This is a genomic window from Pandoraea norimbergensis, assembly GCF_001465545.3.
Classification (GTDB): domain Bacteria; phylum Pseudomonadota; class Gammaproteobacteria; order Burkholderiales; family Burkholderiaceae; genus Pandoraea; species Pandoraea norimbergensis.
Window position 1 is genome coordinate 6085631 of sequence record NZ_CP013480.3, and the last position, 23545, is coordinate 6109175.

The following is a 23545-nucleotide window of genomic DNA, read 5'->3' on the forward strand; positions in this document are numbered from 1 at the left end:
ATGCGTTCCTGCGCGAATGCGCCTTACATAGTTTGAATGCGCGCGATCATCTCTGCGCCGAATTGCAGATACGCCTGCGCGCCACGCGATGCGGGGTCGAAGACGACGCCGGGCATGCCGTAACTCGGCGCCTCGGCGAGCCGCACATTGCGCGGAATGATCGCGTTGAAAACCTTGTCGCCGAAGTGCTGCTTGAGCTGCTCCGAGACTTGTTGTTGCAGCGTGATACGCGGATCGAACATCACGCGCAGCAAGCCGATCACCTTCAGGTCACGGTTCAGATTCGCGTGCACCTGCTTGATCGTATTAACGAGATCTGAGAGCCCTTCGAGCGCGAAGTACTCGCACTGCATCGGAATGATCACGCCGTGCGCAGCACACAGGCCATTCAGCGTCAGCAGCGAGAGCGTCGGCGGGCAATCGATGAGGACGAAGTCGTATGCGTCGTCCACTTTCTCGAGTGCCTGCTTGAGGCGCGTATCACGGTTCTCGAGCGACACCAGCTCCACGTCGGCCCCCGCGAGTTCGCGGTTGGCGGGCAACACGTCGTAGTTACCCGTCTCCGAACGCTGACGGCTCACGCTCACGTCCGTGCCATCGACCAGCACCTCGTAGACGCTCGTCTCGAGCGCGCCCTTGTCGATGCCGCTGCCCATTGTCGCGTTGCCCTGCGGATCCAGGTCGACCAACAGGACACGCTGTCCGTGCGACGCCAGACCGGCGGCGAGGTTCACCGTGGTGGTCGTCTTGCCGACGCCGCCCTTCTGATTGGCCACGCAGAAAATTTTCGCCATGCCGATGTAGTCCTCCGAATGCTGCCTTGTTCAAGCGCGGTTGATGCTGATGAAGCGGGGTGATGCAGGTCGTGCCGCCAAGTCGGCGAACGATTCGACAGCATGACATGGTCACGCGGCCGGCCGATGGCTGACTTGCCGATAAATACTGCAAATTCGATGAATTCGATTACCTGAGCAATGCTCAGTTATTGCCGGTGCTGGCTTTCTGGGGCGTCAACACGAGCTTGTCGGTGTCGTAGCCTTGTTTGCGCAACTGCGCGCGCATTTGATTCAACGTGTTCTCGTCGATGGTCGGCGTGCGCGACAGGATCCACAGGTACTCGCGGCCCGGCTCTCCGACGGCGGCATACTGATAGTCGCCGTCGAGCACGATAACCCAGTAGTTCGCCCAAAGCCAGGGAATCCAGCGCAACCAGTCCGGCGCGAAGGTCACCTTGAAGCGCGCGGTGCCGGTGCCCTGCCCGTCGGTGCGTGCGAGGCCTGCATCACTCACCCAGGTGCCATCGTCTTTGCGGCACTTGTTCGTGACTTCGATCCGGCCATCGGCGCGCGCTACGTATTCAGCGGTCACGTCCGACACACATTTTCGCTCGAAGAAATTCGGATAGCGTGCTATTTCGTACCAGGTGCCGACATAACGCGTCTTATCGATCGCCCCGACCGGGCGTACCCGTGTGGTCAGCGATTCTTGTCCGGTTTGCGCCCAGGCAACGGCGGCGAGCAGCGAAAAACCAACGATCGCAGCACCAATCCAGCGGGTAATTCCGGTCATGCAGCCACCTTCACGCGAAGCAAATGACGCTCGGCGTCGAGGAATGGCACTTGCAGCGGCAAGCGTTCGACCAGCGCGTAACCCGGCGGCAAAGCCAGTTCACTCTCGGCGGCGACACCCTTCATAGCCCAGAAGCTGCCTTCGGGCGCCAGCAGATTCTGCCCCAGCGTCACGAAGTCGTTCAGCTCGGCAAAGGCACGCGACACGATGGCGTCAAAGGCCGCCGGCACTTCCTTGCCGATCACCAGCGACTCCACACGGCCAGTTACGACGGTGAGGTTGGTCAGCTTGAACGTGGCCCGTGCTTGCGTCAGGAACGCGGTCTTCTTGTGCACGATGTCATTGACCGTCACCTGCCAGTCCGGGCGCACCATGGCCAGCACCACGCCCGGCAACCCGCCGCCTGAGCCCACGTCAAGTACACGTGAAATCGGCTCACGGTCGAGGCGCGGCAGAATCGAGAGGGAGTCCAGCAGGTGCTTGACGACCATCTGTCGCGGATCGCGAATCGAGGTCATCTGCAAAGCGGCATTCCACTTGGCCAGCAACGCCTGAAAATCGAGCAAGCGCACTTGCTGCTCGGGGCTGATCGACAAGCCGAGTTGTGCGATGCCGTCGGCCAATAGCGTAGCCAGCTCGTTGCCGCCTTGCGCGGCAGTGTTTCTTGAAGCCGTCATGTCGTCTCCGGTCAGGCGGCGTGCTGGTCGCCGTCATCGGCGCCCGCACTTGTGTCACCCGACGCGCGACGGCGTCCCAGCCCCTTCTTCAGATGGATCATCAGCAACGAGATCGCCGCCGGTGTCACCCCGGAGATACGCGACGCTTGCCCCAACGTTTCGGGACGCTGAGCCGCGAGCTTCTGGCGCACTTCTATCGACAGACCCCGCACCTCGTTGTAATCGATGCTCGCGGGCAGCACGGTGTTCTCATTGGCTTCCTTGCGAACGATCTCGTCGGCCTGACGATCGATGTAGCCTTGATACTTGGCCGCAATCTCGATCTGTTCACGAATCTGCCCGGCTTGCAGCGGATCGTCGGACAGCGCATTTTCAGGGGCGAGTCGACCGCCCTGCACTGCCATCAGCGCGTCGTAGCTGACTTCCGGACGACGCAGCAGATCGGCAAGCGAATACTCGTGGTCGATGGCCTTGCCGAGCAACGGCACGGCATCTTCCGCCGGGAATGTCTTGGGATTCACCCACGTGGTTTTGAGGCGTTCTGTTTCACGTGAAACAGCATCGCGTTTGCGACAGAAGGCTTCCCAACGAACGTCGTCCACCACACCGAGTTCGCGACCGACTTCGGTCAGGCGCATGTCGGCATTGTCTTCACGCAGCGACAGGCGGTATTCGGCGCGGCTGGTGAACATGCGATACGGCTCGGACACGCCACGCGTAATCAGGTCATCCACGAGCACGCCCAGATAGGCCTGATCGCGACGCGGGCACCAGGCTTCGCGGCCCTGCACCTGAAGCGCGGCATTCATACCGGCAAGCAGCCCCTGTGCCGCGGCTTCTTCGTAACCCGTGGTGCCGTTGATCTGACCGGCAAAGAACAGGCCCGAAATCACACGCGTTTCCAGCGAGCTACGCAGCCCACGCGGATCGAAGTAGTCGTACTCGATGGCATAGCCGGGACGCAGGATATACGCGTTCTCCATGCCCTTCATCGAGCGGACCAGTTCGAGTTGCACGTCGAAAGGCAGACTCGTGGAGATGCCGTTCGGATAGAACTCGTTGGTCGTCAGCCCTTCCGGCTCCAGATAGATCTGGTGCGACGTCTTGTCGGCGAAGCGATGAATCTTGTCTTCGATCGACGGGCAGTAGCGCGGCCCTACCCCTTCGATCACGCCCGTGTACATCGGCGAGCGGTCGAGCCCCCCACGGATGATGTCGTGCGTGCGCTCATTGGTATGCGTGACCCAGCACGGCACTTGGCGCGGATGCTGGGCAGCCGAGCCCAAGAACGAGAACACGGGTACCGGATCAAGGTCACCCGGCTGCTCTTCGAGCACGGAGAAGTCGATTGAACGACCGTCGATACGCGGCGGCGTACCGGTCTTCAAGCGACCTTGCGGGAGTTTCAACTCTTTCAGGCGCGCCGACAGGCTGATAGCCGCCGGGTCACCGGCGCGACCGCCGACGTAGTTGTTCAAGCCAACGTGAATCTTGCCGTCGAGGAACGTGCCAGCGGTCAGCACCACGGCACGAGCGCGGAAGCGCAGCCCAACCTGCGTGATGGCACCGACAACGCGGTCGCCTTCAACGATCAGGTCTTCGACGGCCTGCTGGAACAGCCAGAGATTCGGCTGATTTTCCAAACGATGACGGATCGCCTGCTTATAGAGAATGCGGTCGGCTTGGGCGCGCGTCGCACGTACGGCCGGCCCTTTCGACGAATTCAGAATGCGAAACTGGATGCCGCTCTCGTCGGTCGCCGCCGCCATGGCGCCGCCCAGCGCATCGACTTCCTTAACGAGATGGCCCTTGCCAATGCCACCAATCGAGGGGTTACAGCTCATCTGACCGAGCGTCTCGATATTGTGGGTAAGCAAAAGGGTTTTACAGCCCATGCGGGCCGAGGCGAGCGCAGCCTCAGTGCCGGCATGGCCGCCACCCACTACGATCACATCGAACTCGGTTGGATAAAGCATCGCAATTTTGCCGCGTGCGGCAAACTCTCTGGATTCGGTAATTGCGGAATTATAGCGGTATTGCGATGCATCATTTGTAACCACGCTATGTTTCACGTGGAACGTGAGTGGAAAACGACGATATTGGAGACTGTTCCACGTGGAACATTGGGAAGGTTTGGTGGATTTGAGGAGATATGGCGGTGGATTGCTTGGAGACTGGTTCGTTGAAATGACAGTCACCCCTCTCATGTTTCACGTGAAACACGGGGAGTCTAGCGTTCCCGGCGGGCAATCCAGCGTCATTGATCGAGCCCAGTGGGTGTCAGGCCCGTCCGATGACAAACCAAGTTCGCCGGAGAAGCGCCCTCCCCCGAGTTCGGCGTGCCGTCGACAATGCTCGCGACTAAGGCCAGCGGTAATTGTCCAACCGGTCACGAATGCCCATCACGTTTCACGTGAAACATCGGAGCGTCGCGCTCCCGGAGGATCAATCCACCGACCGACTCAAAATGAATTCCCCGGATACCAATCCCATCGTCGGCACCGGGCCATCACCAAGCGAAGTCATTCAATTCTCCCCATCCATCGCCGTGGCTCCGGCCAACGACAATTGTCGAATCACATCACCGCGCCTTCCATGTTTCACGTGAAACAGAGTCCCTCTCTCCGGACCAATGGCATCTCAGAAATCAAGGCGAGAGTTCCACGTGAAACACTGCCCTGAAACCCCAGCGTGATGAGCCACTCGGGAGCCAACCCCGCGCGGATCTCAACCTCTGGGCATGTCTCTCGATCTCAAGAGCCTATTCGCGGCGTGCCGGTGCTACCACCCCAATCGCGAGCGCTCCACCGATACCTCCCGCCAAATGAACGACTCAATGGCACCCGTCCTGATGAAGTCGTCCACCACCCCACCGTGTTTCACGTGAAACGAAAGCGCTTCTCGACAGGAGCGTCTCAATGCGAACACGTCGCGGGGAATCAGAATCCGAAAACCCGTGACACGCGAGATTTGGCGCAAGACCGGAGCGAGACCGATATGCCGCAGGCAGGGGGAATAGCTCGGCACTTCGATAGCAGCAACAAACTCATGGAACATGCTTTCCCCTCTGCCCTGCGCGGACAAACGCATCCACCCCGGCATCCACATCCACATCCACATGAGAAATACCAAGATGCCGTGTTCCCGAACCCGAGACCGAATTCGAGAATGAAGCACCTACTCCACCCCGGTATCAAATCAAACCGGCCAACACCGTGAATACGGAAATTCAGAGACACACGACCTGAACATCCATCCAGTAACGTTGCCGTCGATCACTGGATGCAAACACAGGACCGCAGCCACCAAAGATAGCGACGCAACAAGACGCAATCACCCAGCGCTCCCCAACTGCGAAATCCACCTCGGAGATTTTCATCTCGACCACTGGATGCAACCACAGCACTGCGCGTTCCACGTGAAACCCATCGCACGTATCCATTCCCCACAACCGAGGCATTGCGCGTTACCGCTAACGTGAGCGGCAACCACCAAAAACCACAATCGTGTTCGCCAAAACACAACGCACCGGCGGTACAACTTCATCGACTAAAGTACGAGCGCACTCCCCGTTATCCACATCACTCGACACCCACGCAAAACCTCAAACAAGAAATTGCTTTTCTGTGGATAACCCTAAGCGACGAATTCACTCGAAAATCGTAAAAATCGCCAAACCCCTTATTGCGGCAGTGCGCCATAGATTTGCGCGTTGCATAACTATCCACAAGCAACTGTGAATAAGTGAGTTCTCGTTGTCGTGGATAACTCGCTTTTTGGATCGTCCGGAAATTGGGGCCGGATCATATTCGCGACAATCTTTCATTGCCACCCGACGCCACAAAAAAAGCCCCGTCACCTCTCCGACGTCATCACAACTCGCGCTCAACACACCGCCATAAAAAAACCCGCCGGGAGGCGGGTTTCTTGTTCAACGTCGGCAAGGACATGCCGCGCCAGATACGCATGCTTCAGCAGTATCAGGCAGCCTTCTTTGCCAGCCCCAGATACGTCTCGATCACCTTCGGGTTGCTCGCCAGCTCTTGTGCAGGGCCTTCCAGCGCCAGCTCACCCGTCTCGATCACGTAACCGTAGTCAGCCACCTGCAAGGCCGCCCGGGCATTCTGCTCGATCAGCAGCGTTGCCACGCCCGTCTTGCGCAAGTCGTTGATGATGTGGAAGATTTCCTTCACGATCAGCGGCGCAAGCCCAAGGCTCGGCTCGTCGAGCATCAGCAGTTGCGGCTTGGCCATCAACGCGCGGCCCACCGCCAGCATCTGGCGCTCACCGCCCGACAGCGTACCGGCCTGCTGCACGCGGCGCTCTTTCAGGCGCGGAAACAGCGCGTAGACCACTTCCATCTGATCGAGGAAGTTCTTCTCCCCGGCCTTCTTGCGGCGGTACGCGCCGAGCAGCAGGTTGTCTTCGACCGTCATCGTCGAGAACAACTCGCGCTTCTCCGGCACCAGACACATGCCGCGCGCCACGCGCGTCTCGATGCTCAGCGCCGACATCTCGTGGCCGAGATACGCCACGCTGCCGCGGCTCGAACCGTTGTGCGGCAGCGCGCCCATGATCGCGTTGAGCATGCTCGACTTGCCTGCGCCGTTCGGACCGATCACCGTGACGATCTGACCGGCTTCCACGCGCAGGTGAGCCCCATGTACTGCCTCGACCTTGCCGTAGGCTACCGCCAGGTCCTTGACCTCCAGAATCGCCTCTGCCATCACTCCACTCCTCCGAGGTACGCCTCGAGCACCGCCGGGTTCTTCTGCACGTCTTCGGGCAGCCCCTCGGCGATCTTGGTGCCGAACTCCATCACCACCAGGTGATCGGTCAGGTTCATCACGAAATCCATGTCGTGCTCGACCAGCAGCACGCTCATGCCTTCATCTTTGAGCTTGCGCAGCAAATCGCCCAGCGCCTGCTTCTCTTTGTAACGCAAGCCAGCGGCCGGCTCGTCGAGCAACAGCAGTGTCGGATCGCACGCCAGTGCCCGCGCAATTTCCAGAATCCGTTGCTGCCCCAGCGCGAGACTGCCCGCTTCGTCATACATGTGCGCGCCAAGGCCCACACGCTCGATCTGCTTCGCAGCTTCGTGCAGCAGCATGGCCTCTTCATGGCGGTCCAGACGCAGCACGCTCGACCACACACCGCCCTGCGGACGCCGGCGCAGGCCGTTCTTATCACGCAGATACGCGCCGATCGCCACGTTCTCCAGCACGCTCATATGCGGCATCAAGCGCACGTGCTGGAAGGTCCGGCCGATACCGCGCTTGACGATCTCACGCGACGGCAGACGATCGATCCGCTCGCCGAGGAACGAAATCTCACCGCGCGTGGCCTGCAACACCCCGGTCACGAGATTGAACGTGGTCGACTTGCCGGCGCCGTTCGGACCGATCAGACCGACGATTTCACCGGCCTTCACTTCGAACGACACATCGTTGACCGCCACCAGCCCGCCGAACTCCTTGCGCGCCTTCTCCAGCTTGAGCACCACTTCGCCCACGGCCGGCTTGGCACGATGGCCCAACGCGTCCGCTTGCTCAGGGGCCCGGGCCACACGGCGTGCCGGGAAGATCTTCGCGAAGAACGGCCACACGCCATCGCGTGCGTATTGCAGCAGCAACACCAGCAGCACCCCGAAGACGATCGTCTCGAAGTTACCGTTAGCACCCAGCAACACCGGCAGGATGTTTTGCAGGTAGTCCTTGAGCACCGTCAGGATCGCGGCCCCCAGCACAGCGCCCCAGACGTGCGAGACGCCGCCCACCACCGCCATGAACAGGTACTCGATGCCGTGATTCAGGTTGAACGGCGTCGGGTTCACGGCACGTTGCAAGTGCGCGTACAGCCAGCCCGAAATCGCGGCGAGCACGGCGGCGTAGACGAACACCACCACCTTCATCCACGCGGTGTTCACGCCCATGGCTTCGGCCATCACGCCGCCACCCTTGAGCGCGCGAATCGCACGGCCCTGACGCGAATCCAGCAGGTTCTTGACCGACACCACCGCCAGCACCACGACCACCCAGATCAGATAGAACATCTGACGCCCGCTCGCCAATTCGACGCCGAACACGTTGATGGTCGGAATGTCGTTCAGGCCGTCGTACTTGCCGAGGAACTCAAGGTTGCCGAACAGGTAGTACAGCGCCAAGCCCCACGCGATCGTACCGAGCGGCAGGAAGTGGCCCGACAGACGCATGGTGATCGCGCCGATCACGAGCGCCGCAGCGGCCGTGATGACGATGCCGACCACCAGACCGAGCCACGGCGAAGCGCCGTAGGCCGTCGTCAGATAAGCCGTCGCATAGGCACCCAGACCGACGAACGCGGCCTGACCGAACGACGTCATGCCGGCCACACCCGTGAGCAATACCAGACCGATGGCCACGATGCTGTAGAGGCCGATGTAATTGAGCAGCGTCACCCAGTATTCGGGCAGACGTACCGGCGCAGGCAGTACCGGCAACACGGCCAGTAGCACCAGAAAAATCAGGAAGTATTTGTTTTTCATTCTGTGGTCCGCCCCGGCTTATTCCTCGTCCTCTTCCACGTGCTTGCTTGTGAGCGACAGCCACAGCAGCACCGGAAGGATCATCGTGAACACGATGACCTCTTTGTACGCACTCGCCCAGAACGACGAGTACGACTCAAGCAGGCCCACGAGAATGGCGCCGAGCGCCGCGACCGGGTAACTCACCAGACCACCGATGATCGCGCCCACGAAGCCCTTCAGACCGATCAGGAAGCCCGACTCGTAATAGATGGTCGTGATCGGTGCAATCAGAATGCCGCACAGCACACCCAGTGCCGCCGCCAGCGTGAACGCCAACCGCCCGGCCTGCACGGTGCCGATACCGACCAGACGCGCGCCCAGACGATTCACGGCGGTTGCGCGCAGTGCCTTGCCCGAGAGCGAACGGTCGAAGTAGAAGTACAGCGCCAGAATCATGACCACCGACACCCCGAGCACCCACAGACTCTGGCCCGAGATCATCACCGAGCCGATGTTGTAGCTGGCATCCGAGAACGGCTGCGTGCGCGAGCCTTCGGCACCGAACATCACCAGACCCAGCCCGGTCAGCGCAAAGTGCACACCCACCGAGACGATCAGCAGCAGCAGCGTGCTCGCTTCGGCCAGCGGTTGATAGGCCAGGCGATAGAGCATCGGCCCCATCGGCACGACCAGCAGCAGCGTGATGGCGATCTGCACGAGCATCGGCAGCGTCATCGGTGCCAGCGCCTTCACGACGAAGAACACGGCAATCGGGAACACCAGATACTTGCCCGCCAGCACCGGCACCAGTCGGCCCGCGAGCTTGCGGCGTTCGCTATGGCGCAACACACCGGCCGTCTCCACGATGAACGTGCACACGCCCATGGCCACGAGCAGCCAGCTGGTCAGCGGGAATTTCTGGGTTTGCAGGGCCGCGAGCGTGAGTGCGCCATACGACACGAACTCGCCCTGCGGAATAAAGATGACGCGGGTAACGGAGAACACCAGTACGAGGGCCAATGCCAGCAAGGCATAAATCGCACCCGTAGTGATGCCGTCCTGCGCCAGGATGGCGGCAATCGAAAGATCCATGCTCCTCTCACTTCGTTTGAGTACTTCTTGAACCGGCTGGCGAGACAGCCGGTGTGATGCACGGCGCGGCGCGCTGCCGCCCCGTTCCCCTTCACTTCGACACACCCTCCCGGTCTCCAAGGAGTGATGCAGCGAATTATGAATTGTATAAACGGTTATGCATTGGTAAAACCCGGGTGACTACTGAGATAACGCCCGTCCCGTTGTCACCCGCCCTTCACAAATCGACCGGTCAGGCACCCCGCCTGCGTCGACAACCCCGGACAACATCAGCCAACCACCGCCGACATTAGGGCTTCACACCCCAACGTCCGGCAACACATATGCGTACAAGTCAAGGCCCAGCCTTGCGGCGGCGGCGCGGCTTGGCCGGCAGCGATGGCGCTTCGGCCAGCACTTCAGGCGGCAACGCCTCGCGTACCACGTCAAGCAGGCGGTAGATTTCGGCGAGCGTGTCGCGCCCGACCTTGTCTTCCAGATAGCCGTATCGCTCCTCGACCAACGGGCCGAGTTTCTTGCACAAGGCCCGGCTCGCCGGCGTCAGCGACACCATGACCCGGCGTTGATCGGAAGACACACGCTTGCGCAGAATCAGGCCTGCGGCCTCCATGCGCTCCAGCATGCCCGACAGGCTCGGGCTGAGAATGCAGCACTCCCGTGCCACTTGCCCGATTTCCATCTCCCCCGATTCACTGTCATTTACGGTACGGATCACGCGCCATTGCTGCTCGGTGATGTCGTAACGATTGAGCAAGGGCCGGAACAGCCCCATCACCGCTTCACGCGACTGCAACAACACCAGAGATAGATTGCGGTGCTCGAATTCACCCGTCATGGATTTACGCTCGAAAGGATCGCGCGGACAGCCCCCCGGCTGCGGCGATCAGGTTGGGACAACGCGGCCTCTCATGTGCCGCTCGTTTCGCATGTCCTGCCGACTCTTTGCGAAGCGCGAAACTACCACGCTCAAAAAAAACGGGCGCGAACGCCCGTTCTTCCGCCCAAACTCACGCCGGGCGCAGATACCGCAGATGAGAAAGCGGAGCATGCCTGAGTGCTATAGGCAGCCCCGCGGCGTATCAGTTCGCCAATTTCCACTTGCCGTCGACGATTTGCACCATCACGCGCGAGCGCTGGTCCAGACCGTTGTGGTCGTTTTTGCTCATATTGAAGATACCGGCGGTGCCCGGCATTTCCTTCACGTTTTCCAGCGCTTCACGCAGTGCGGCGCGGAATTCCGGGGTGCCCGGCTTAGCTTTCTTGAGCGCGACCGGAATGGCCGTTTGCAGCAGCAGACCGCCGTCCCAGGCGTGGCCGCCGAAGGTCGAGATCGAACCGGCGCCGTAGGCCTTCTCGTAAGTGGCCTTGTACGCGGCAGCCGACTTCTTCACCGGGTTGTCCGCCGGCAGTTGGTCGACGACGAGCAGCGGGCCCGCCGGCAGGAACGTGCCTTCGCAGTCCTTGCCGCACACGCGCAGGAAGTCGTTGTTCGCCACACCGTGCGTCTGATACAGCTTGCCCTTATAGCCGCGTTCCTTGAGCGAGCGTTGCGGCAGTGCGGCCGGCGTGCCCGAACCGGCGATCAGCACGGCGTCCGGGTTCGCACCCATGATCTTGAGCGTCTGACCGGTCACCGACGTGTCGGCGCGGTTGAAGCGTTCGTTCGCAACGATCTTGATCTTGTTCAGGTCGGCGGCCTTCAGGAATTCCTTGTACCAGCCTTCGCCGTACGCATCCGAGAAGCCGATGAACGCGGCGGTCTTCACGCCCGTGTCAGCCATGTGCTTGGCAATGGCGGTGGCCATCAGAATGTCGTTCTGCGGCGTCTTGAACGACCAGGCGCGCTTGGCATCCATCGGTTCGACGATGGCAGCCCCTGCGGCCATCGAGATCACCGGCGTCTGCGTTTCCGCAGCCACGTCGACCATCGCCAGCGAGTTCGGCGTGACCGTCGAGCCGAGCACGGCGTCGACGTGATCTTCGCTGATGAGCTTGCGCATGTTCTTCACGGCGGTCGTGGTGTCGGTCGCATCGTCGAGCACGATGTACTGCACCGTCTGCCCTGCGATCGTCTTCGGCATCAGCGAGATCGTGTTCTTCTCGGGAATGCCCAGCGATGCCGCGGGACCCGTCGCCGACAGCGACACGCCAATCTTCACTTGAGCGTGCGCGACGCCCGCAGCCAGCATCATCGCCGATGCCATGCACAGCAACTTCAGTTTCATTTGGGTCTCCTCACAAAATTTCGAATTCGTTCTTCTTACATTAACCGACCGCTCAGTCGGTGAATTGCCGCCCATCTTACGGGCACCCGTACCGTCTCGTAAAGTGCGGTTTCCCCAAATGTGGCAATTGCCACAAGGGGTTTTCCCGGCATGTTGCACTGCGAAGGCCAAAACCTAGCGCAGGAAGGCATCGTAACCCGTCTTCAGGATCAATACGCCAACCACACAAAGGAACATCCGGCGCACGAAACCGACACCGTGCCGCAGCGCGAGACGGCTACCGATCTGACTGCCCAGCACATTCATCACAGCCATGCCCAGCCCGAGCTGCCACCACACGTGACCGCCCATGCCGAAGAGCAGCAAGGCGGCCAGATTTGTCGCCACGTTGACGATCTTCGAGGACGCCGAGGCATTGACGAAATCCTGTCCGAACAGCCGCACGAACAGGAACACGAGAAAGCTGCCCGTGCCCGGGCCGAAGAAACCGTCGTAGAAGCCGATAGCCGCCCCTACCCCCACGGCGGCAAGGGTGACCCCCGTGCCACCTTTGACAGGCGCGTGTACCGTCCCGAAATCCTTCTTGCGCAGGGTATAGATCGCCACGCCAACCAGCACGAACGGCAGCAGCTTGCGCAGCGCATCGGCGGGCAGATGGGTGACGGCAAACGCGCCGCAGAACGAAAAGACGAACGCCGTCACCGTCGCGGGCAGCAGGATCGCCCAGCGCAGTTGCACGCCACGAGCGAATCGCCACGCCGCCGACGCAGTGCCCCAGACACCGGCCATCTTGTTGGTGCCCAGCAACAGCGGTGGCGCGGCGTTGGGAAAGACGGCGAAGAGCGTGGGCACGGCGATGAGTCCGCCACCGCCCACGACGGCATCGACGAGACCGGCGAGAAACGCCCCGCCGGCCAACATCAAGAGATCAGGGAGCGCCAGCGTGGTCAGCATGGCGAGCGTCCCGGACCTGCGTTAAATGGGGCAATGAGCGAAGCAATGCGATCAATAGCGGGAAGCATGGGGGAATGAAGGCATGCGCCGGGAATGACCGGCGCCAGAATGGGAATCACACGGAATATGGCGGCGAACGCTGTGGAGAACAGCGCGAAAGCCAGCGCGGCTTGCGGCGAGAGGTGACGCGAGACGTGACGCAAAAAGTGAAGCGCGACGTGGCGCGCGAGCGCAGTGAAAAGCACGATGTCGAAGCACAATATAAAAAGCGCTGTTGGAGCATTCTCCAACAGCGCTTCCTTTTTGGCGGTGCGCGTTATCGCGCTTATTGTCTCCTCGTTCCTCGCCCCTATATCCTGCTGTGACGCGAACTAGGGGTGAGAATAAAGGAGCACCCAATGCACCACAAGTCAGCATTTACCCCTACGGATGGGCATTTTTCCGACATTCGTGCGCCGGGGTGGCGCTGGGCACCGGTCAGACGCCCCAATTCGGTGCAATCCCCGGCATCCGTTGGCTGTCATGACTGTTGCGCCACACCCCGGAAGAACTTGCTGCGCGCGATCAATTCCCCCACCAACCCGCGCCGGAACGCCAGCACGCAGATGATGAAGATCGCGCCGATGACGATCGTCACCGACTCGCCGAGCGTCTGGAACCACGTCACGCCGGTAGCCGTCGCCAGCCAGTTGCCGATGTCGCCCAGCTTGTTCTCCAGCACGATGATCAGCACGGCACCGACCACCGGTCCGAGCATCGTGCCGAGGCCGCCGACGAGCGTCATCAGAATCACCATGCCCGACATCGTCCAGTGCACGTCGGTCAACGTCTCGAAGCCCAGCACCACCGTCTTGGTCGATCCCGCGAGTGCCGCCAGCGTGGCCGACAAAACAAACGCCAGCAGCTTGAACCGGTCGACGTCGTAACCCAGCGAGATGGCGCGCGGTTCGTTCTCCTTGATCGCCTTGAGCACCTGACCGAACGGCGAGTGCACCACGCGCATGATGAGCAGGAAACCGAGCGCGCAGATCGCCAACACCACGTAGTACAGCGTGAGGTCCGAGTCGAGCGGCAACACACCGAACAGGCTGCCGCGCGGCACGCCTTGCAGACCGTCTTCCCCGCCCGTGAACGGCGCTTGCAGACACAGGAAGTACAGCATCTGCGCGAGGGCCAGCGTGATCATCGCGAAGTAGATGCCCTGACGCCGGATCGCCAGCAAACCGATCACCAGCCCCAGTGCCGCACCCGCCACCATGCCGGCAAGAATGCCGACTTCCGGCGTGAAGCCGAGGTTGCGAATCGCGTAGCCCGTCACATACCCTGCGCTGCCGAAGAACGCGGCGTGCCCGAACGACAGCAGCCCGGTAAAGCCCAACAGCAGATTGAACGCACAGGCGAACAGCGCGAAGCACAACACCTTCATCACGAAGACCGGATACGCCCCGGCAAACGGTGCCGCGATCAGCGCCAGTAGCAGGAGCGCATAAAGCACCCGCTGATGCACCCGTTGTTTCATACGTTGTTGCATTGCTGTGCCCCTTACTTTTGTTTGCCGAACAGCCCTGCCGGGCGCAGCAGCAGCACGATCACCATGATCACGAACACCACGGTCGCCGACGCTTCCGGGTAGAACACCTTCGTGAAGCCTTCGATCACACCCAACATCAGACCGGTGATGATCGAGCCCATGATCGAGCCCATACCGCCGATCACGACCACTGCGAACACGGTGATGATCATCGACTGGCCCATCAGCGGCGAGATCTGGATGACCGGTGCGGCGAGCACGCCCGCAAATGCGGCCAGCCCGACACCGAAGCCGTACGTCAGCGTAATCATGAGCGGCACGTTCACACCGAACGCCTCAACGAGCTTCGGGTTTTCCGTGCCCGCGCGCAGATACGCGCCGATCTTCGTCTTCTCGATCACGAACCACGTGGCGAAGCACACGATCAGCGAAGCCACCACGACCCAGCCACGATAGTTCGGCATGAACATGAAGCCGAGATTGGTCGCGCCCGACAGAATTTCAGGCGCGTCGTAAGGCTGCCCGGACACGCCGAACATCGAACGGAACACACCTTCCAGAACGAGCGTGATACCAAACGTGAGCAACAGCCCGTAGAGGTGATCGAGCTTGTAAATCCAGCGCAGCATCGTGCGCTCGATGATGATGCCGATAATGCCCACCACGATCGGGGCGAGAATCAGCATGACCCAGTAATTGAGGCCAAGATAGTTGCCGCCCATCCAGGCGAGCATGGCACCCAGCATGAACAACGCGCCGTGCGCGAAGTTGATCACGTTGAGCAGACCGAAAATCACCGCCAGGCCAAGACTCAGCATGGCGTAAAACGAGCCATTCACCAGTCCCAGCAGCAGTTGGCTCAACAGCGCCGGCAGGGGGATGCCTAGTAATTCCATCGAAATCGATTCTCTGGGAGAAAGACCGCGACGGGACACACGTCCCGCCGCTTTTCAGTGCACTGTCAGATGACGATGCGAACCCGGCTTACTTCTTCATCAACGGGCAGGTCGATTCCGCCACGGTGGTGAACGCCTTGTCGCCCGGAATCGTCGCGACCACCTTGTAGTAGTCCCACGGCTCTTTCGATTCCTTCTTCGACTTCACTTGCATCAGGTACATGTCGTGGACCATCGTGCCGTCCTTGCGGATGTAGCCCTTGCTATACATGTCGTCGATCTTGATCTTGTGCAGCTCGTCCATCACCTTGTCGGCGTCGGTGCTGCCGGCGGCCTGCACCGCCTTCAGATACGTCATCGTGGCCGAGTAGTCACCCGCTTGCAGGCTCGACGGCATCTTGCGCATCTTGTCGAAGTAGCGCTTGGCGAAGGCACGGGTCTTGTCGTCCTTGTCCCAGTACCAGCTGTCCGTCAGGTACATGCCTTCGGTGTTGTCCAGACCGAGCGAGTGAATGTCGTTGATGAACACCAGCAGACCGGCGATCTGCATCTTGCCCTTGACGCCGAATTCCTTGGCGGCCTTGATCGCGTTAATGGTGTCGCCACCGGCATTGGCCAGACCCAGCACCTGTGCACCCGACGACTGCGCCTGCAACAGGTACGACGAGAAGTCCGACGCCGAGAGCGGGTGCTTGACCGCGCCCTTGACCGTGCCGCCATTGGCCTTGACCACGTCGGCCGTTGCCTTCTCCAGCGCATGACCGAACGCATAGTCGGCGGTCAGGAAGAACCACGACTTGCCGCCCGCCTTGACCACGGCCGAGCCGGTGCCGCGTGCGAGTGCGACGGTGTCATACGCGTAGTGCACGCCGTACGGCTGGCACTGATCGTTGGTGAGGGCGTCCGAGCCGGCACCCACGTTGATGTAGACCTTCTTCTTCTCGGCCGAGACCTTGTTCATCGCAAGGCCGGTACCCGAGTTGGTACCGCCGATGAGCATGTCGACGCCGCCGCGATCGAACCATTCGCGCGCTTTCGACGCGGCCACGTCGGCCTTGTTCTGGTGATCGGCCGTGACCAGTTCGATCGGCTTGCCGAGCACCTTGCCGCCGAAGTCGGAGATTGCCATCTTGATGGCTTCCGCACCGCCTTGTCCGTCGATATCGGTGTACAGACCCGACATGTCGGTAATGAAACCGATCTTCACCGTGTTGCCATCGGCCTGGGCCTGCGAGGCCATTGCCGCAAAACCGATCGCAGCCGCAACCGCCAACGCCTTCATCCGCATCGTCATCTTCGTCTCCTTCGTGGATTTATATCGCCTGGGTCCATCGCCCGGCGTGCGCGCCATGCAACGCACGGCAACGCGCCGGGTAGCTCACCTCATACGCCCAACAATTCGTGCAGCACCGGCATCTTCGTTTCCAGCTCGGGCGCGCCAAAGCGCTCCACGATCTTGCCGTGCTCCATCACATAGAAGCGATCGGCAAGCGGTGCTGCAAAACGGAAATTCTGTTCGACCATCACGATCGTGTAACCCCGCGATTTGAGCGTGGTAATCATGCGGGCAAGTGTCTGCACGATGACCGGTGCGAGACCTTCCGAAATCTCGTCGAGCAGCAGCAGATTCGCGCCCGTGCGCAGAATGCGCGCGACGGCCAGCATCTGTTGTTCGCCGCCCGAGAGTCGCGTGCCCTGACTATGACGACGCTCTTTCAAGTTGGGGAACATGTCGTAGATCTCTTCGATCGACATGCCCTTGCCGCCGTCTTCGCGCCGATTGCCGCGCATGCCGATATACGGCGGCAGCATCAGGTTCTCTTCGCACGACAGGCTCGCGAAGATGCCGCGCTCTTCAGGGCAGTAGCCCACGCCGTGATGCGCGACCTTATAGGTCGGCAGATGAATCGTTTCTTCGCCGGCCACACGAATCGAGCCCTGACGCTGACCGGTCAGGCCCATGATCGCGCGCAGCGTGGTGGTGCGGCCCGCACCGTTGCGACCGAGCAGCGTGACGACTTCGCCACGGCCCACGGTCAGATCCACGCCGTGCAGGATGTGCGATTCGCCGTACCAGGCTTGCAGTCCTTCGACTTCGAGTGCGGGCACATTGCCGCCGCCGTTACCGTACATAGCCGTCCTCACCCGTGGGCTCCCTGCAATTCGCTGTCCGCGGTGCCCATATAGGCTTCCATCACTTGCGGATTCTTCGAGACTTCGTGATACGGCCCTTCGGCCAGCACCTCACCGCGTTGCAGCACGGTGATGGTGTCGGAGATGCCGGCCACCACGTTCATGTTGTGTTCGACCATCAGAATCGTGCGGCCGACCGACACCTTCTTGATGAGTGCCGTCACACGATCCACGTCTTCGTGACCCATGCCTTGCGTGGGTTCATCGAGCAACATTAGTTCGGGTTCCATAGCAAGTGTGGTGGCGATTTCCAGCGCACGCTTGCGGCCGTAGGGCAACTCGACGGTGAGGGTGTGAGCGAATTCGGTGAGTCCGACTTCAGCGAGCAACTCCATGGCGCGCGCATCGAGCTGATGCAGCGAATCGCTGCTGCGCCAGAAGTGGAATGCCGTGCCGAGGTTGCGTTGCAGGCCGATGCGCACGTTCTCCAGCACCGACAGGTGCGGGAACACGGCAGAGATCTGGAACGAGCGGATGATGCCGCGCCGCGCGATCTGCGCAGGGGCTTCACGCGTGATGTCTTCGCCGTTGAACGTGATGGTGCCGGCGCTCGGCACTAGGAATTTGGTGAGCAGGTTGAAGCAGGTCGTCTTGCCTGCGCCATTCGGCCCGATGAGTGCGTGAATGGTGCCGCGCGCAACGCGCAGGTCGACCCCGTTCACGGCGGTGAAGCCACGAAACTCTTTGGTGAGTCCGCGGGTTTCGAGAATGTAATCGTTGTTCGCCATGTCTCCTGCCACATTCCTGGTTGGCGGTGTGAGGCGATTGGTTGGCCCCGGCACCATCGTCTGTGACAACCGCGAGGCACTCAGGTGACGCTGTCATTTGCGTTGCCCGACGAATCTCTCGCGTCCCTCGCGTCGCGCCGAATTCTTGGTTCGGTCGCACATAGGGAAACGTTATTGTGGGCGGATTGCTGCAACGCGATCATTGGGATTTGCACTAGGCTTCGCACCCCTTGAAACACGCATGTCTGCACGTGTTGCAGACCACTCGGTAACAATGCGCACGCACCTCTCCCGGCCTTGTGGCATAAGGCTTTTGCGGCACACGCAAATGCAGGTGCGATAGCTAAATTCGATGAGCGCGCAGCGGGGTGCGCGACCAACATTAGGTATTACTACGTAAGTTTTAGCGGCGAGCCGGAGAAATCCGGAAATCCGGAAAGACAGATAACGCGCTGACGTTCGCTCCACGGCGAACGATTCAGCGCGTCCAGACATCCCCACGACATCGACTTCATATCGATGTCCGGCACTGTCACCGCCCTGCTTTTCGCGCCGCGCGAATCATGTCGCTCGCGCGCTCGGCGATCATGATCGTCGGCGAATTGGTGTTACCTGAGGTGATCACCGGCATGACGGAGGCATCCACCACGCGCAGGTTCTGCACGCCGCGCACGCGAAGTTCGGCGTCGACCACCGCATTGCGATCGTCGGCGCGTCCCATGCGACACGTCCCTACCGGATGGAAGATCGTCGTGCCGATATCCCCCGCAGCGCGCTTCAGATCCTCATCGCTCTGATACGACGGCCCCGGCAGATACTCGCGCGGCTCGTAGCGCGCAAATGCCGGCGCGCCCACGATGCGGCGTGTGAGCTTGATGGCATCGGCGGCCACCGCAAGGTCGGCTTCCGTCGACAGGTAGTGCGGTGCGATGGCCGGCGCTACACGCGCGTCGGGCGACGTCAAATGCACATTGCCGCGCGACGTCGGTCGCAGGTTGCATACCGACGCCGTGAACGCATTGAACTTGTGCAGCGGCTCGCCGAACTTGTCGAGCGAGAGCGGCTGCACGTGGTATTCGAGATCGGGTCGCGCCACGTCTTCGCGGCTCTTCGCAAACGCGCCCAGTTGCGACGGTGCCATACTCATCGGCCCGCGCTGCGCGAACGCATACTGCATGCCGATCTTGAGCTTTCCCCACAGACTGTTTGCAGTGAGATTGAGCGTCGTGACGCCGCGCAACTTGTACACCGTGCGCAATTGCAGATGGTCCTGCAAGTTCTCGCCGACACCGGGCAGATCGGACACGACGTCGATACCGAAACCCCGCAGACGCTCGCCATCGCCAATGCCCGATACCTCAAGTAGATGCGGCGAATTCACCGCGCCCGCCGCGAGAATGACTTCGGCACGCGCGAGTGCCGTGTAGTCGTCATTACCACCGCGATACGCCACGCCCGTGCAACGCGTGCCTTCGAACAACAGCTTGCTCACGCTCGCGCCCGTAATCACCGTCAGATTCGGTCGCTCGCTGGCCGGTCGCAGAAAGCCCTTCGCCGCACTCCAGCGCACACCGCGCCGCTGATTCACTTCGAAGTAGCCGATGCCGAAGTTATCGCCGCGATTGAAGTCGTCGGTTTTGGGGATGCCCATTTGCTCGGCGGCATCGGCGAAAGAATCGAGCACGCGCCACGACAAGCGCTGCTTCTCGACGCGCCATTCGCCGCCGCTGCCGTGAAATTCCGAACCGCCTTTGTAGTGATCTTCGCTGCGCTTGAACAGCGGCAGCACGTTGTCCCAACGCCAGCCATCGTCGCCGGTCGCGTCGGCCCACACATCGTAATCTTCGCGCTGACCGCGCATGTAGATCATGCCGTTGATCGACGAACTGCCGCCCAGCACACGGCCGCGCGGATACGCGAGCGAGCGGCCATTCAGGCCCGCTTCGGCTTGCGTGCGATAGAGCCAGTCGGTGCGCGGATTGCCGATGCAATACAGATAGCCGACGGGAATGTGAATCCAGTGATAGTCGTCTTTGCCGCCCGCTTCGAGCAGCAGCACGTTGACGTCACGGTCCTGCGTCAGACGATTGGCCAACACGCAGCCGGCCGATCCTGCCCCCACGATCACGTAATCGAAGGTCTCTTCCTTTGCAGCCTGCTTGCTCATTCCCGCCTGTCTCCGTCGATGGCGCAGCGTTCGCCAGATAGCGACGCCGGCTCTGGTGCGGCGCCCGAGTGGGGTGGACTGCCGCCACCACCATCGGGTTCATTTTTATCGTGTCGTGTGACGCAGTCTATCCCGTCGCGCTACTTCGCCACCGGCATGGTGAATTCCGCGCCCTTCGCGATGCTGTCCGGCCAACGCTGCATCACGCTCTTGAAGCGCGTGTAAAAACGAACGCCTTCTTCACCATAAGCATGGTGGTCGCCAAACAACGAGCGCTTCCATCCGCCGAACGACTGCCACGCCATCGGCACCGGAATCGGCACGTTGATGCCGACCATGCCGATCTTCACCTGACGCGAGAACGCACGCGCCACGCCGCCATCGCTCGTGAAGCACGACACGCCGTTGCCGTACTCGTGCGCATTGACGAGGTCGATGGCCGCTGCGAGATCGGGCACACGCACCACCGCGAGCACCGGCCCGAAAATTTCTTCGCGATAAATCGTCATGTCGGACGTCACGTGATCGAACAGCGTGCCGCCGATGAAAAAGCCCTTCTCGTGTCCCGGCACCTGCAAGCCGCGACCGTCGACCAGCAACTCGGCCCCCGCTTTCACGCCCTCGGCGATATAGCCCTCGATCTTCGCCTTGTGCGCGCCCGTGACGACGGGGCCCATCTCCGACGCGTCGTCAGAACCCGGCCCGATGCGCAGCGCCTTCACGCGCGGCACCAGCGCCTCGACGAGGCGATCGGCCACCTGCCCCACCGCAACCGCGACCGAAATCGCCATGCACCGCTCGCCGGCCGAACCGTAGGCGGCACCGATCAACGCATCGACCGCCTGATCGAGATCGGCATCGGGCATCACCACGAGGTGGTTCTTCGCGCCGCCGAGCGCCTGCACGCGCTTGCCGCGTCGCGTGCCTTCCGTGTAGATGTATTCGGCAATCGGCGTGGAGCCCACGAACGACAGCGCTTCCACGTCGGGGTGCGCGAGCAGCGCATCGACCGCAACCTTGTCGCCCTGCACCACGTTGAACACACCATCGGGCAGGCCCGCTTCACGCAGCAATTCCGCCATCAACAGACTCGCCGACGGGTCGCGCTCGGACGGTTTGAGCACGAACGTATTGCCGCACGCGATCGCCACCGGGAACATCCACATCGGCACCATCGCGGGGAAGTTAAACGGGGTGATGCCGGCGCACACACCGACCGGCTGACGCAGATGCCAGTTGTCGATGCCGCCGCCGATGTTGTCGCTGTGCTTGCCCATCAGCAACTGCGGCGCGCCGCACGCGTATTCGACGATCTCGATGCCGCGCGTGACTTCGCCACGAGCGTCGGAAAACACCTTGCCGTGCTCGCGCGAGATGATCCGGGCGAGGTCGTCCTGATGTGCGTCGAGCAGCGCCTTGAACTTGAACAGCACGCGGGCGCGCTTGAGCGGCGCCGTTTCCGACCACGCGGGCAAGGCCGCCTTCGCTGCGGCGACCGCGGCGTCGACATCCGCCTCGCTTGCCAGCGCCACTCGGGCCGTCACGGCGCCTTCCGCGGGGTTGTACACATCGGCAAAGCGCTCGCTGCGGCCGGCCACCTGCTGGCCGCCAATGAAGTGCTGCACGGTTGCAATATCAGCGCTACTCATGTTGGTTTTCCCTGAATCCGGTCTCTGCGTGGAATGGCAAGATGGCGGGAGTTGACGTTGTGCCGCACCGCAACACAACGCTATTCGCCAAAGTGATTGCCTAGCGTACTGCCGGACGGCGGTGCGATCCAATGAGAAATTATGAAAAGCAATATAAGATGCCCTTATATTGCGGGGCATGAAGCGGTGGATTTCTGCGCTTCGCTGCCCCGTTTCAACGCTCTCTGCCTGCCGTCGCATGGAACTCGCTCATCTTCGCGCCTTCGTCGCCATCGCCCATGAGGGCAACCTCACGCGTGCCGCGCAGCGCCTGCATCTCACGCAGCCGGCCGTCAGCCTGCAAGTCAAAGCGCTTCAAGAGGCCCTGCGCCTCACGCTCTTCACACGCACCGCTCAAGGGCTGGCGCTGACGCGCGACGGACAGGCGTTGCTCCCGCTCGCCGAACGCATGCTGGCCGCGCTGGCCGATCTGCAACAAGCGGCGGGCGCGTTGCGTGAAACGGTGCGCGGCCGGTTGCGCATCGGCACGATCCTCGATCCGGAATTCACGCGGCTGGGCGCCTTTCTCAAGCGTCTGGTTGAGTCGTACCCACAGATTGAAACGGCGCTGCGCCACGGCATGTCCGGCTCGGTGTTGCAACAGATTGCTCGCGGCGAGCTGGACGTGGGCTTCTATCTAGGCCGTCCCGAGGGCGATCGCTTTCACACGATTACCCTCACGCCGTTCTCCTATCAGGTGCTCGCCCCGGCGGGCTGGCGCGAGCGCGTGGCCCGGCGCGGCTGGCGCGAGCTGGCCGCCCTGCCGTGGATCTGGACACCGCCCGAGTCCGCCCACAACCGCCTGCTCTCGGCGCTGTTCGGTGCATTGGGCGTCTCACCGGTGAAGGTGGCCGAGGTCGATCAGGAGCCGTCGATGCTCGATCTGGTGAAATCCGGCATCGGCCTGTCGCTCATGCGCGACTCGATTGCGCTGCGCGAAGCCCGCGCCCACGGGCTGGTCATTGCCGACGGCGTAGCCGTGCCCACTGAACTCACCTTCGTCACGCTGGCCGCCCGCCGGGAGGAACCCGCCATTGCCGCTGCGCTGCAACTGGTCGCGGCGGTCTGGGCGTGACAGAATACCGGCGGCTGGAAAGTGGCTGTAAAGCGGCTGAAAGATGGCTGAAATAGCAGCCGAATCACCACCAGACGTGGCCTCAGAGCCCGCAAAAGCCGCTACCCGAACACGCGAGGCCCCCGCAATTCATTCCCATGACACGGTTTTCCACCGGGATGCCTGTCATGTCGAATCGTCACTGAAGTTCTACAATTCAGAGTCCGCCCCTACCCATTTGAACGGGGCAGGCGCTTGTCTCTCTA

Annotated in this window: 19 protein-coding genes; 2 read left to right on the plus strand and 17 right to left on the minus strand. The window is 61.5% G+C overall.

The features are described 5' to 3' along the window. Positions 1-23 precede the first annotated feature (23 nt). The 10 genes from AT302_RS26765 to AT302_RS26815 form a co-directional block, all read right to left on the minus strand. A complete protein-coding gene (locus AT302_RS26765; RefSeq protein ID WP_058376589.1) occupies positions 24-794 on the minus strand; it encodes a ParA family protein in 771 nt (256 codons plus the stop codon). A gap of 184 nt (positions 795-978) precedes the next feature. Then, positions 979-1569, minus strand: coding sequence for a lipocalin family protein (locus AT302_RS26770; protein ID WP_058376590.1), 591 nt, complete (start codon positions 1567-1569; stop codon positions 979-981). After that, a complete protein-coding gene (gene rsmG, locus AT302_RS26775; RefSeq protein ID WP_058376591.1) occupies positions 1566-2246 on the minus strand; it encodes a 16S rRNA (guanine(527)-N(7))-methyltransferase RsmG in 681 nt (226 codons plus the stop codon). The genes AT302_RS26770 and rsmG overlap by 4 nt, the downstream gene beginning before the upstream one ends. Before the next feature lie 11 nt (positions 2247-2257). Beyond that, entirely contained in the window at positions 2258-4222 is a 1965-nt protein-coding gene (mnmG, locus tag AT302_RS26780) for a tRNA uridine-5-carboxymethylaminomethyl(34) synthesis enzyme MnmG (RefSeq protein ID WP_058376592.1), read from the minus strand. A 2004-nt stretch (positions 4223-6226) separates the two neighbouring features. Further along, complete coding sequence (locus AT302_RS26790; RefSeq protein WP_058376594.1) at positions 6227-6973, minus strand: ABC transporter ATP-binding protein; 747 nt, start codon at positions 6971-6973, stop codon at positions 6227-6229. Next, positions 6973-8769 (minus strand): branched-chain amino acid ABC transporter ATP-binding protein/permease, encoded by a 1797-nt coding sequence (locus AT302_RS26795; protein ID WP_058376595.1) that lies wholly within the window; start codon positions 8767-8769, stop codon positions 6973-6975. Before AT302_RS26795 ends, AT302_RS26790 begins: the two co-directional genes overlap by 1 nt. Before the next feature lie 18 nt (positions 8770-8787). Next, positions 8788-9843, minus strand: coding sequence for a branched-chain amino acid ABC transporter permease (locus tag AT302_RS26800; RefSeq protein ID WP_058376596.1), 1056 nt, complete (start codon positions 9841-9843; stop codon positions 8788-8790). Between the two features lie 334 nt (positions 9844-10177). Continuing rightward, positions 10178-10678, minus strand: a complete 501-nt coding sequence (hpaR, locus tag AT302_RS26805) for a homoprotocatechuate degradation operon regulator HpaR (RefSeq protein WP_058376597.1) — start codon at positions 10676-10678, stop codon at positions 10178-10180. Positions 10679-10922: 244 nt separating this feature from the next. Next, positions 10923-12068: an ABC transporter substrate-binding protein gene (locus tag AT302_RS26810; protein WP_058376598.1), complete on the minus strand. Its 1146-nt coding sequence runs from the start codon at positions 12066-12068 to the stop codon at positions 10923-10925. A 174-nt stretch (positions 12069-12242) separates the two neighbouring features. After that, the gene (locus tag AT302_RS26815) at positions 12243-13022 is read right to left on the minus strand and encodes a sulfite exporter TauE/SafE family protein (protein WP_058376599.1); all 780 of its coding nucleotides are present in this window, start codon (positions 13020-13022) and stop codon (positions 12243-12245) included. 74 nt (positions 13023-13096) lie between these two features. Between AT302_RS26815 and AT302_RS27785 the strand changes: the two genes are divergently transcribed. Beyond that, positions 13097-13387 (plus strand): hypothetical protein, encoded by a 291-nt coding sequence (locus tag AT302_RS27785; protein WP_157125884.1) that lies wholly within the window; start codon positions 13097-13099, stop codon positions 13385-13387. 155 nt (positions 13388-13542) lie between these two features. Here AT302_RS27785 and AT302_RS26825 read toward each other — a convergent pair whose 3' ends face one another. From AT302_RS26825 to AT302_RS26855, 7 genes are all read right to left on the minus strand, one after another. Further along, positions 13543-14553, minus strand: a complete 1011-nt coding sequence (locus AT302_RS26825) for a branched-chain amino acid ABC transporter permease (RefSeq protein WP_237172026.1) — start codon at positions 14551-14553, stop codon at positions 13543-13545. An 11-nt stretch (positions 14554-14564) separates the two neighbouring features. After that, complete coding sequence (locus tag AT302_RS26830) at positions 14565-15449, minus strand: branched-chain amino acid ABC transporter permease (RefSeq protein WP_058376602.1); 885 nt, start codon at positions 15447-15449, stop codon at positions 14565-14567. Positions 15450-15537: 88 nt separating this feature from the next. Further along, complete coding sequence (locus tag AT302_RS26835) at positions 15538-16737, minus strand: ABC transporter substrate-binding protein (RefSeq protein WP_058379977.1); 1200 nt, start codon at positions 16735-16737, stop codon at positions 15538-15540. A 95-nt stretch (positions 16738-16832) separates the two neighbouring features. Next, on the minus strand, positions 16833-17582 hold the full coding sequence (locus AT302_RS26840; protein WP_058376603.1) for an ABC transporter ATP-binding protein: 750 nt from the start codon (positions 17580-17582) through the stop codon (positions 16833-16835). Positions 17583-17590: 8 nt separating this feature from the next. Continuing rightward, the gene (locus AT302_RS26845; protein ID WP_058376604.1) at positions 17591-18370 is read right to left on the minus strand and encodes an ABC transporter ATP-binding protein; all 780 of its coding nucleotides are present in this window, start codon (positions 18368-18370) and stop codon (positions 17591-17593) included. Positions 18371-18902: 532 nt separating this feature from the next. Further along, the gene (locus AT302_RS26850; protein WP_058376605.1) at positions 18903-20537 is read right to left on the minus strand and encodes a GMC family oxidoreductase; all 1635 of its coding nucleotides are present in this window, start codon (positions 20535-20537) and stop codon (positions 18903-18905) included. A 140-nt stretch (positions 20538-20677) separates the two neighbouring features. Continuing rightward, positions 20678-22186, minus strand: a complete 1509-nt coding sequence (locus tag AT302_RS26855; protein WP_058376606.1) for a CoA-acylating methylmalonate-semialdehyde dehydrogenase — start codon at positions 22184-22186, stop codon at positions 20678-20680. A gap of 238 nt (positions 22187-22424) precedes the next feature. Between AT302_RS26855 and AT302_RS26860 the strand changes: the two genes are divergently transcribed. Next, positions 22425-23300, plus strand: a complete 876-nt coding sequence (locus tag AT302_RS26860) for a LysR family transcriptional regulator (protein ID WP_058376607.1) — start codon at positions 22425-22427, stop codon at positions 23298-23300. The last annotated feature ends 245 nt before the right edge of the window (positions 23301-23545 follow it).

Coding starts and splice junctions, on each gene's coding strand:
- AT302_RS26765 (WP_058376589.1), bottom strand. CDS start 794: ATGGCGAAAATTTTCTGCGTGGCCAATCAGAAGGGCGGCGTCGGCAAG.
- AT302_RS26770 (WP_058376590.1), bottom strand. CDS start 1,569: ATGACCGGAATTACCCGCTGGATTGGTGCTGCGATCGTTGGTTTTTCG.
- rsmG (WP_058376591.1), bottom strand. CDS start 2,246: ATGACGGCTTCAAGAAACACTGCCGCGCAAGGCGGCAACGAGCTGGCT.
- mnmG (WP_058376592.1), bottom strand. CDS start 4,222: ATGCTTTATCCAACCGAGTTCGATGTGATCGTAGTGGGTGGCGGCCAT.
- AT302_RS26790 (WP_058376594.1), bottom strand. CDS start 6,973: ATGGCAGAGGCGATTCTGGAGGTCAAGGACCTGGCGGTAGCCTACGGC.
- AT302_RS26795 (WP_058376595.1), bottom strand. CDS start 8,769: ATGAAAAACAAATACTTCCTGATTTTTCTGGTGCTACTGGCCGTGTTG.
- AT302_RS26800 (WP_058376596.1), bottom strand. CDS start 9,843: ATGGATCTTTCGATTGCCGCCATCCTGGCGCAGGACGGCATCACTACG.
- hpaR (WP_058376597.1), bottom strand. CDS start 10,678: ATGACGGGTGAATTCGAGCACCGCAATCTATCTCTGGTGTTGTTGCAG.
- AT302_RS26810 (WP_058376598.1), bottom strand. CDS start 12,068: ATGAAACTGAAGTTGCTGTGCATGGCATCGGCGATGATGCTGGCTGCG.
- AT302_RS26815 (WP_058376599.1), bottom strand. CDS start 13,022: ATGCTGACCACGCTGGCGCTCCCTGATCTCTTGATGTTGGCCGGCGGG.
- AT302_RS27785 (WP_157125884.1), top strand. CDS start 13,097: ATGAAGGCATGCGCCGGGAATGACCGGCGCCAGAATGGGAATCACACG.
- AT302_RS26825 (WP_237172026.1), bottom strand. CDS start 14,553: ATGCAACAACGTATGAAACAACGGGTGCATCAGCGGGTGCTTTATGCG.
- AT302_RS26830 (WP_058376602.1), bottom strand. CDS start 15,449: ATGGAATTACTAGGCATCCCCCTGCCGGCGCTGTTGAGCCAACTGCTG.
- AT302_RS26835 (WP_058379977.1), bottom strand. CDS start 16,737: ATGCGGATGAAGGCGTTGGCGGTTGCGGCTGCGATCGGTTTTGCGGCA.
- AT302_RS26840 (WP_058376603.1), bottom strand. CDS start 17,582: ATGTACGGTAACGGCGGCGGCAATGTGCCCGCACTCGAAGTCGAAGGA.
- AT302_RS26845 (WP_058376604.1), bottom strand. CDS start 18,370: ATGGCGAACAACGATTACATTCTCGAAACCCGCGGACTCACCAAAGAG.
- AT302_RS26850 (WP_058376605.1), bottom strand. CDS start 20,537: ATGAGCAAGCAGGCTGCAAAGGAAGAGACCTTCGATTACGTGATCGTG.
- AT302_RS26855 (WP_058376606.1), bottom strand. CDS start 22,186: ATGAGTAGCGCTGATATTGCAACCGTGCAGCACTTCATTGGCGGCCAG.
- AT302_RS26860 (WP_058376607.1), top strand. CDS start 22,425: ATGGAACTCGCTCATCTTCGCGCCTTCGTCGCCATCGCCCATGAGGGC.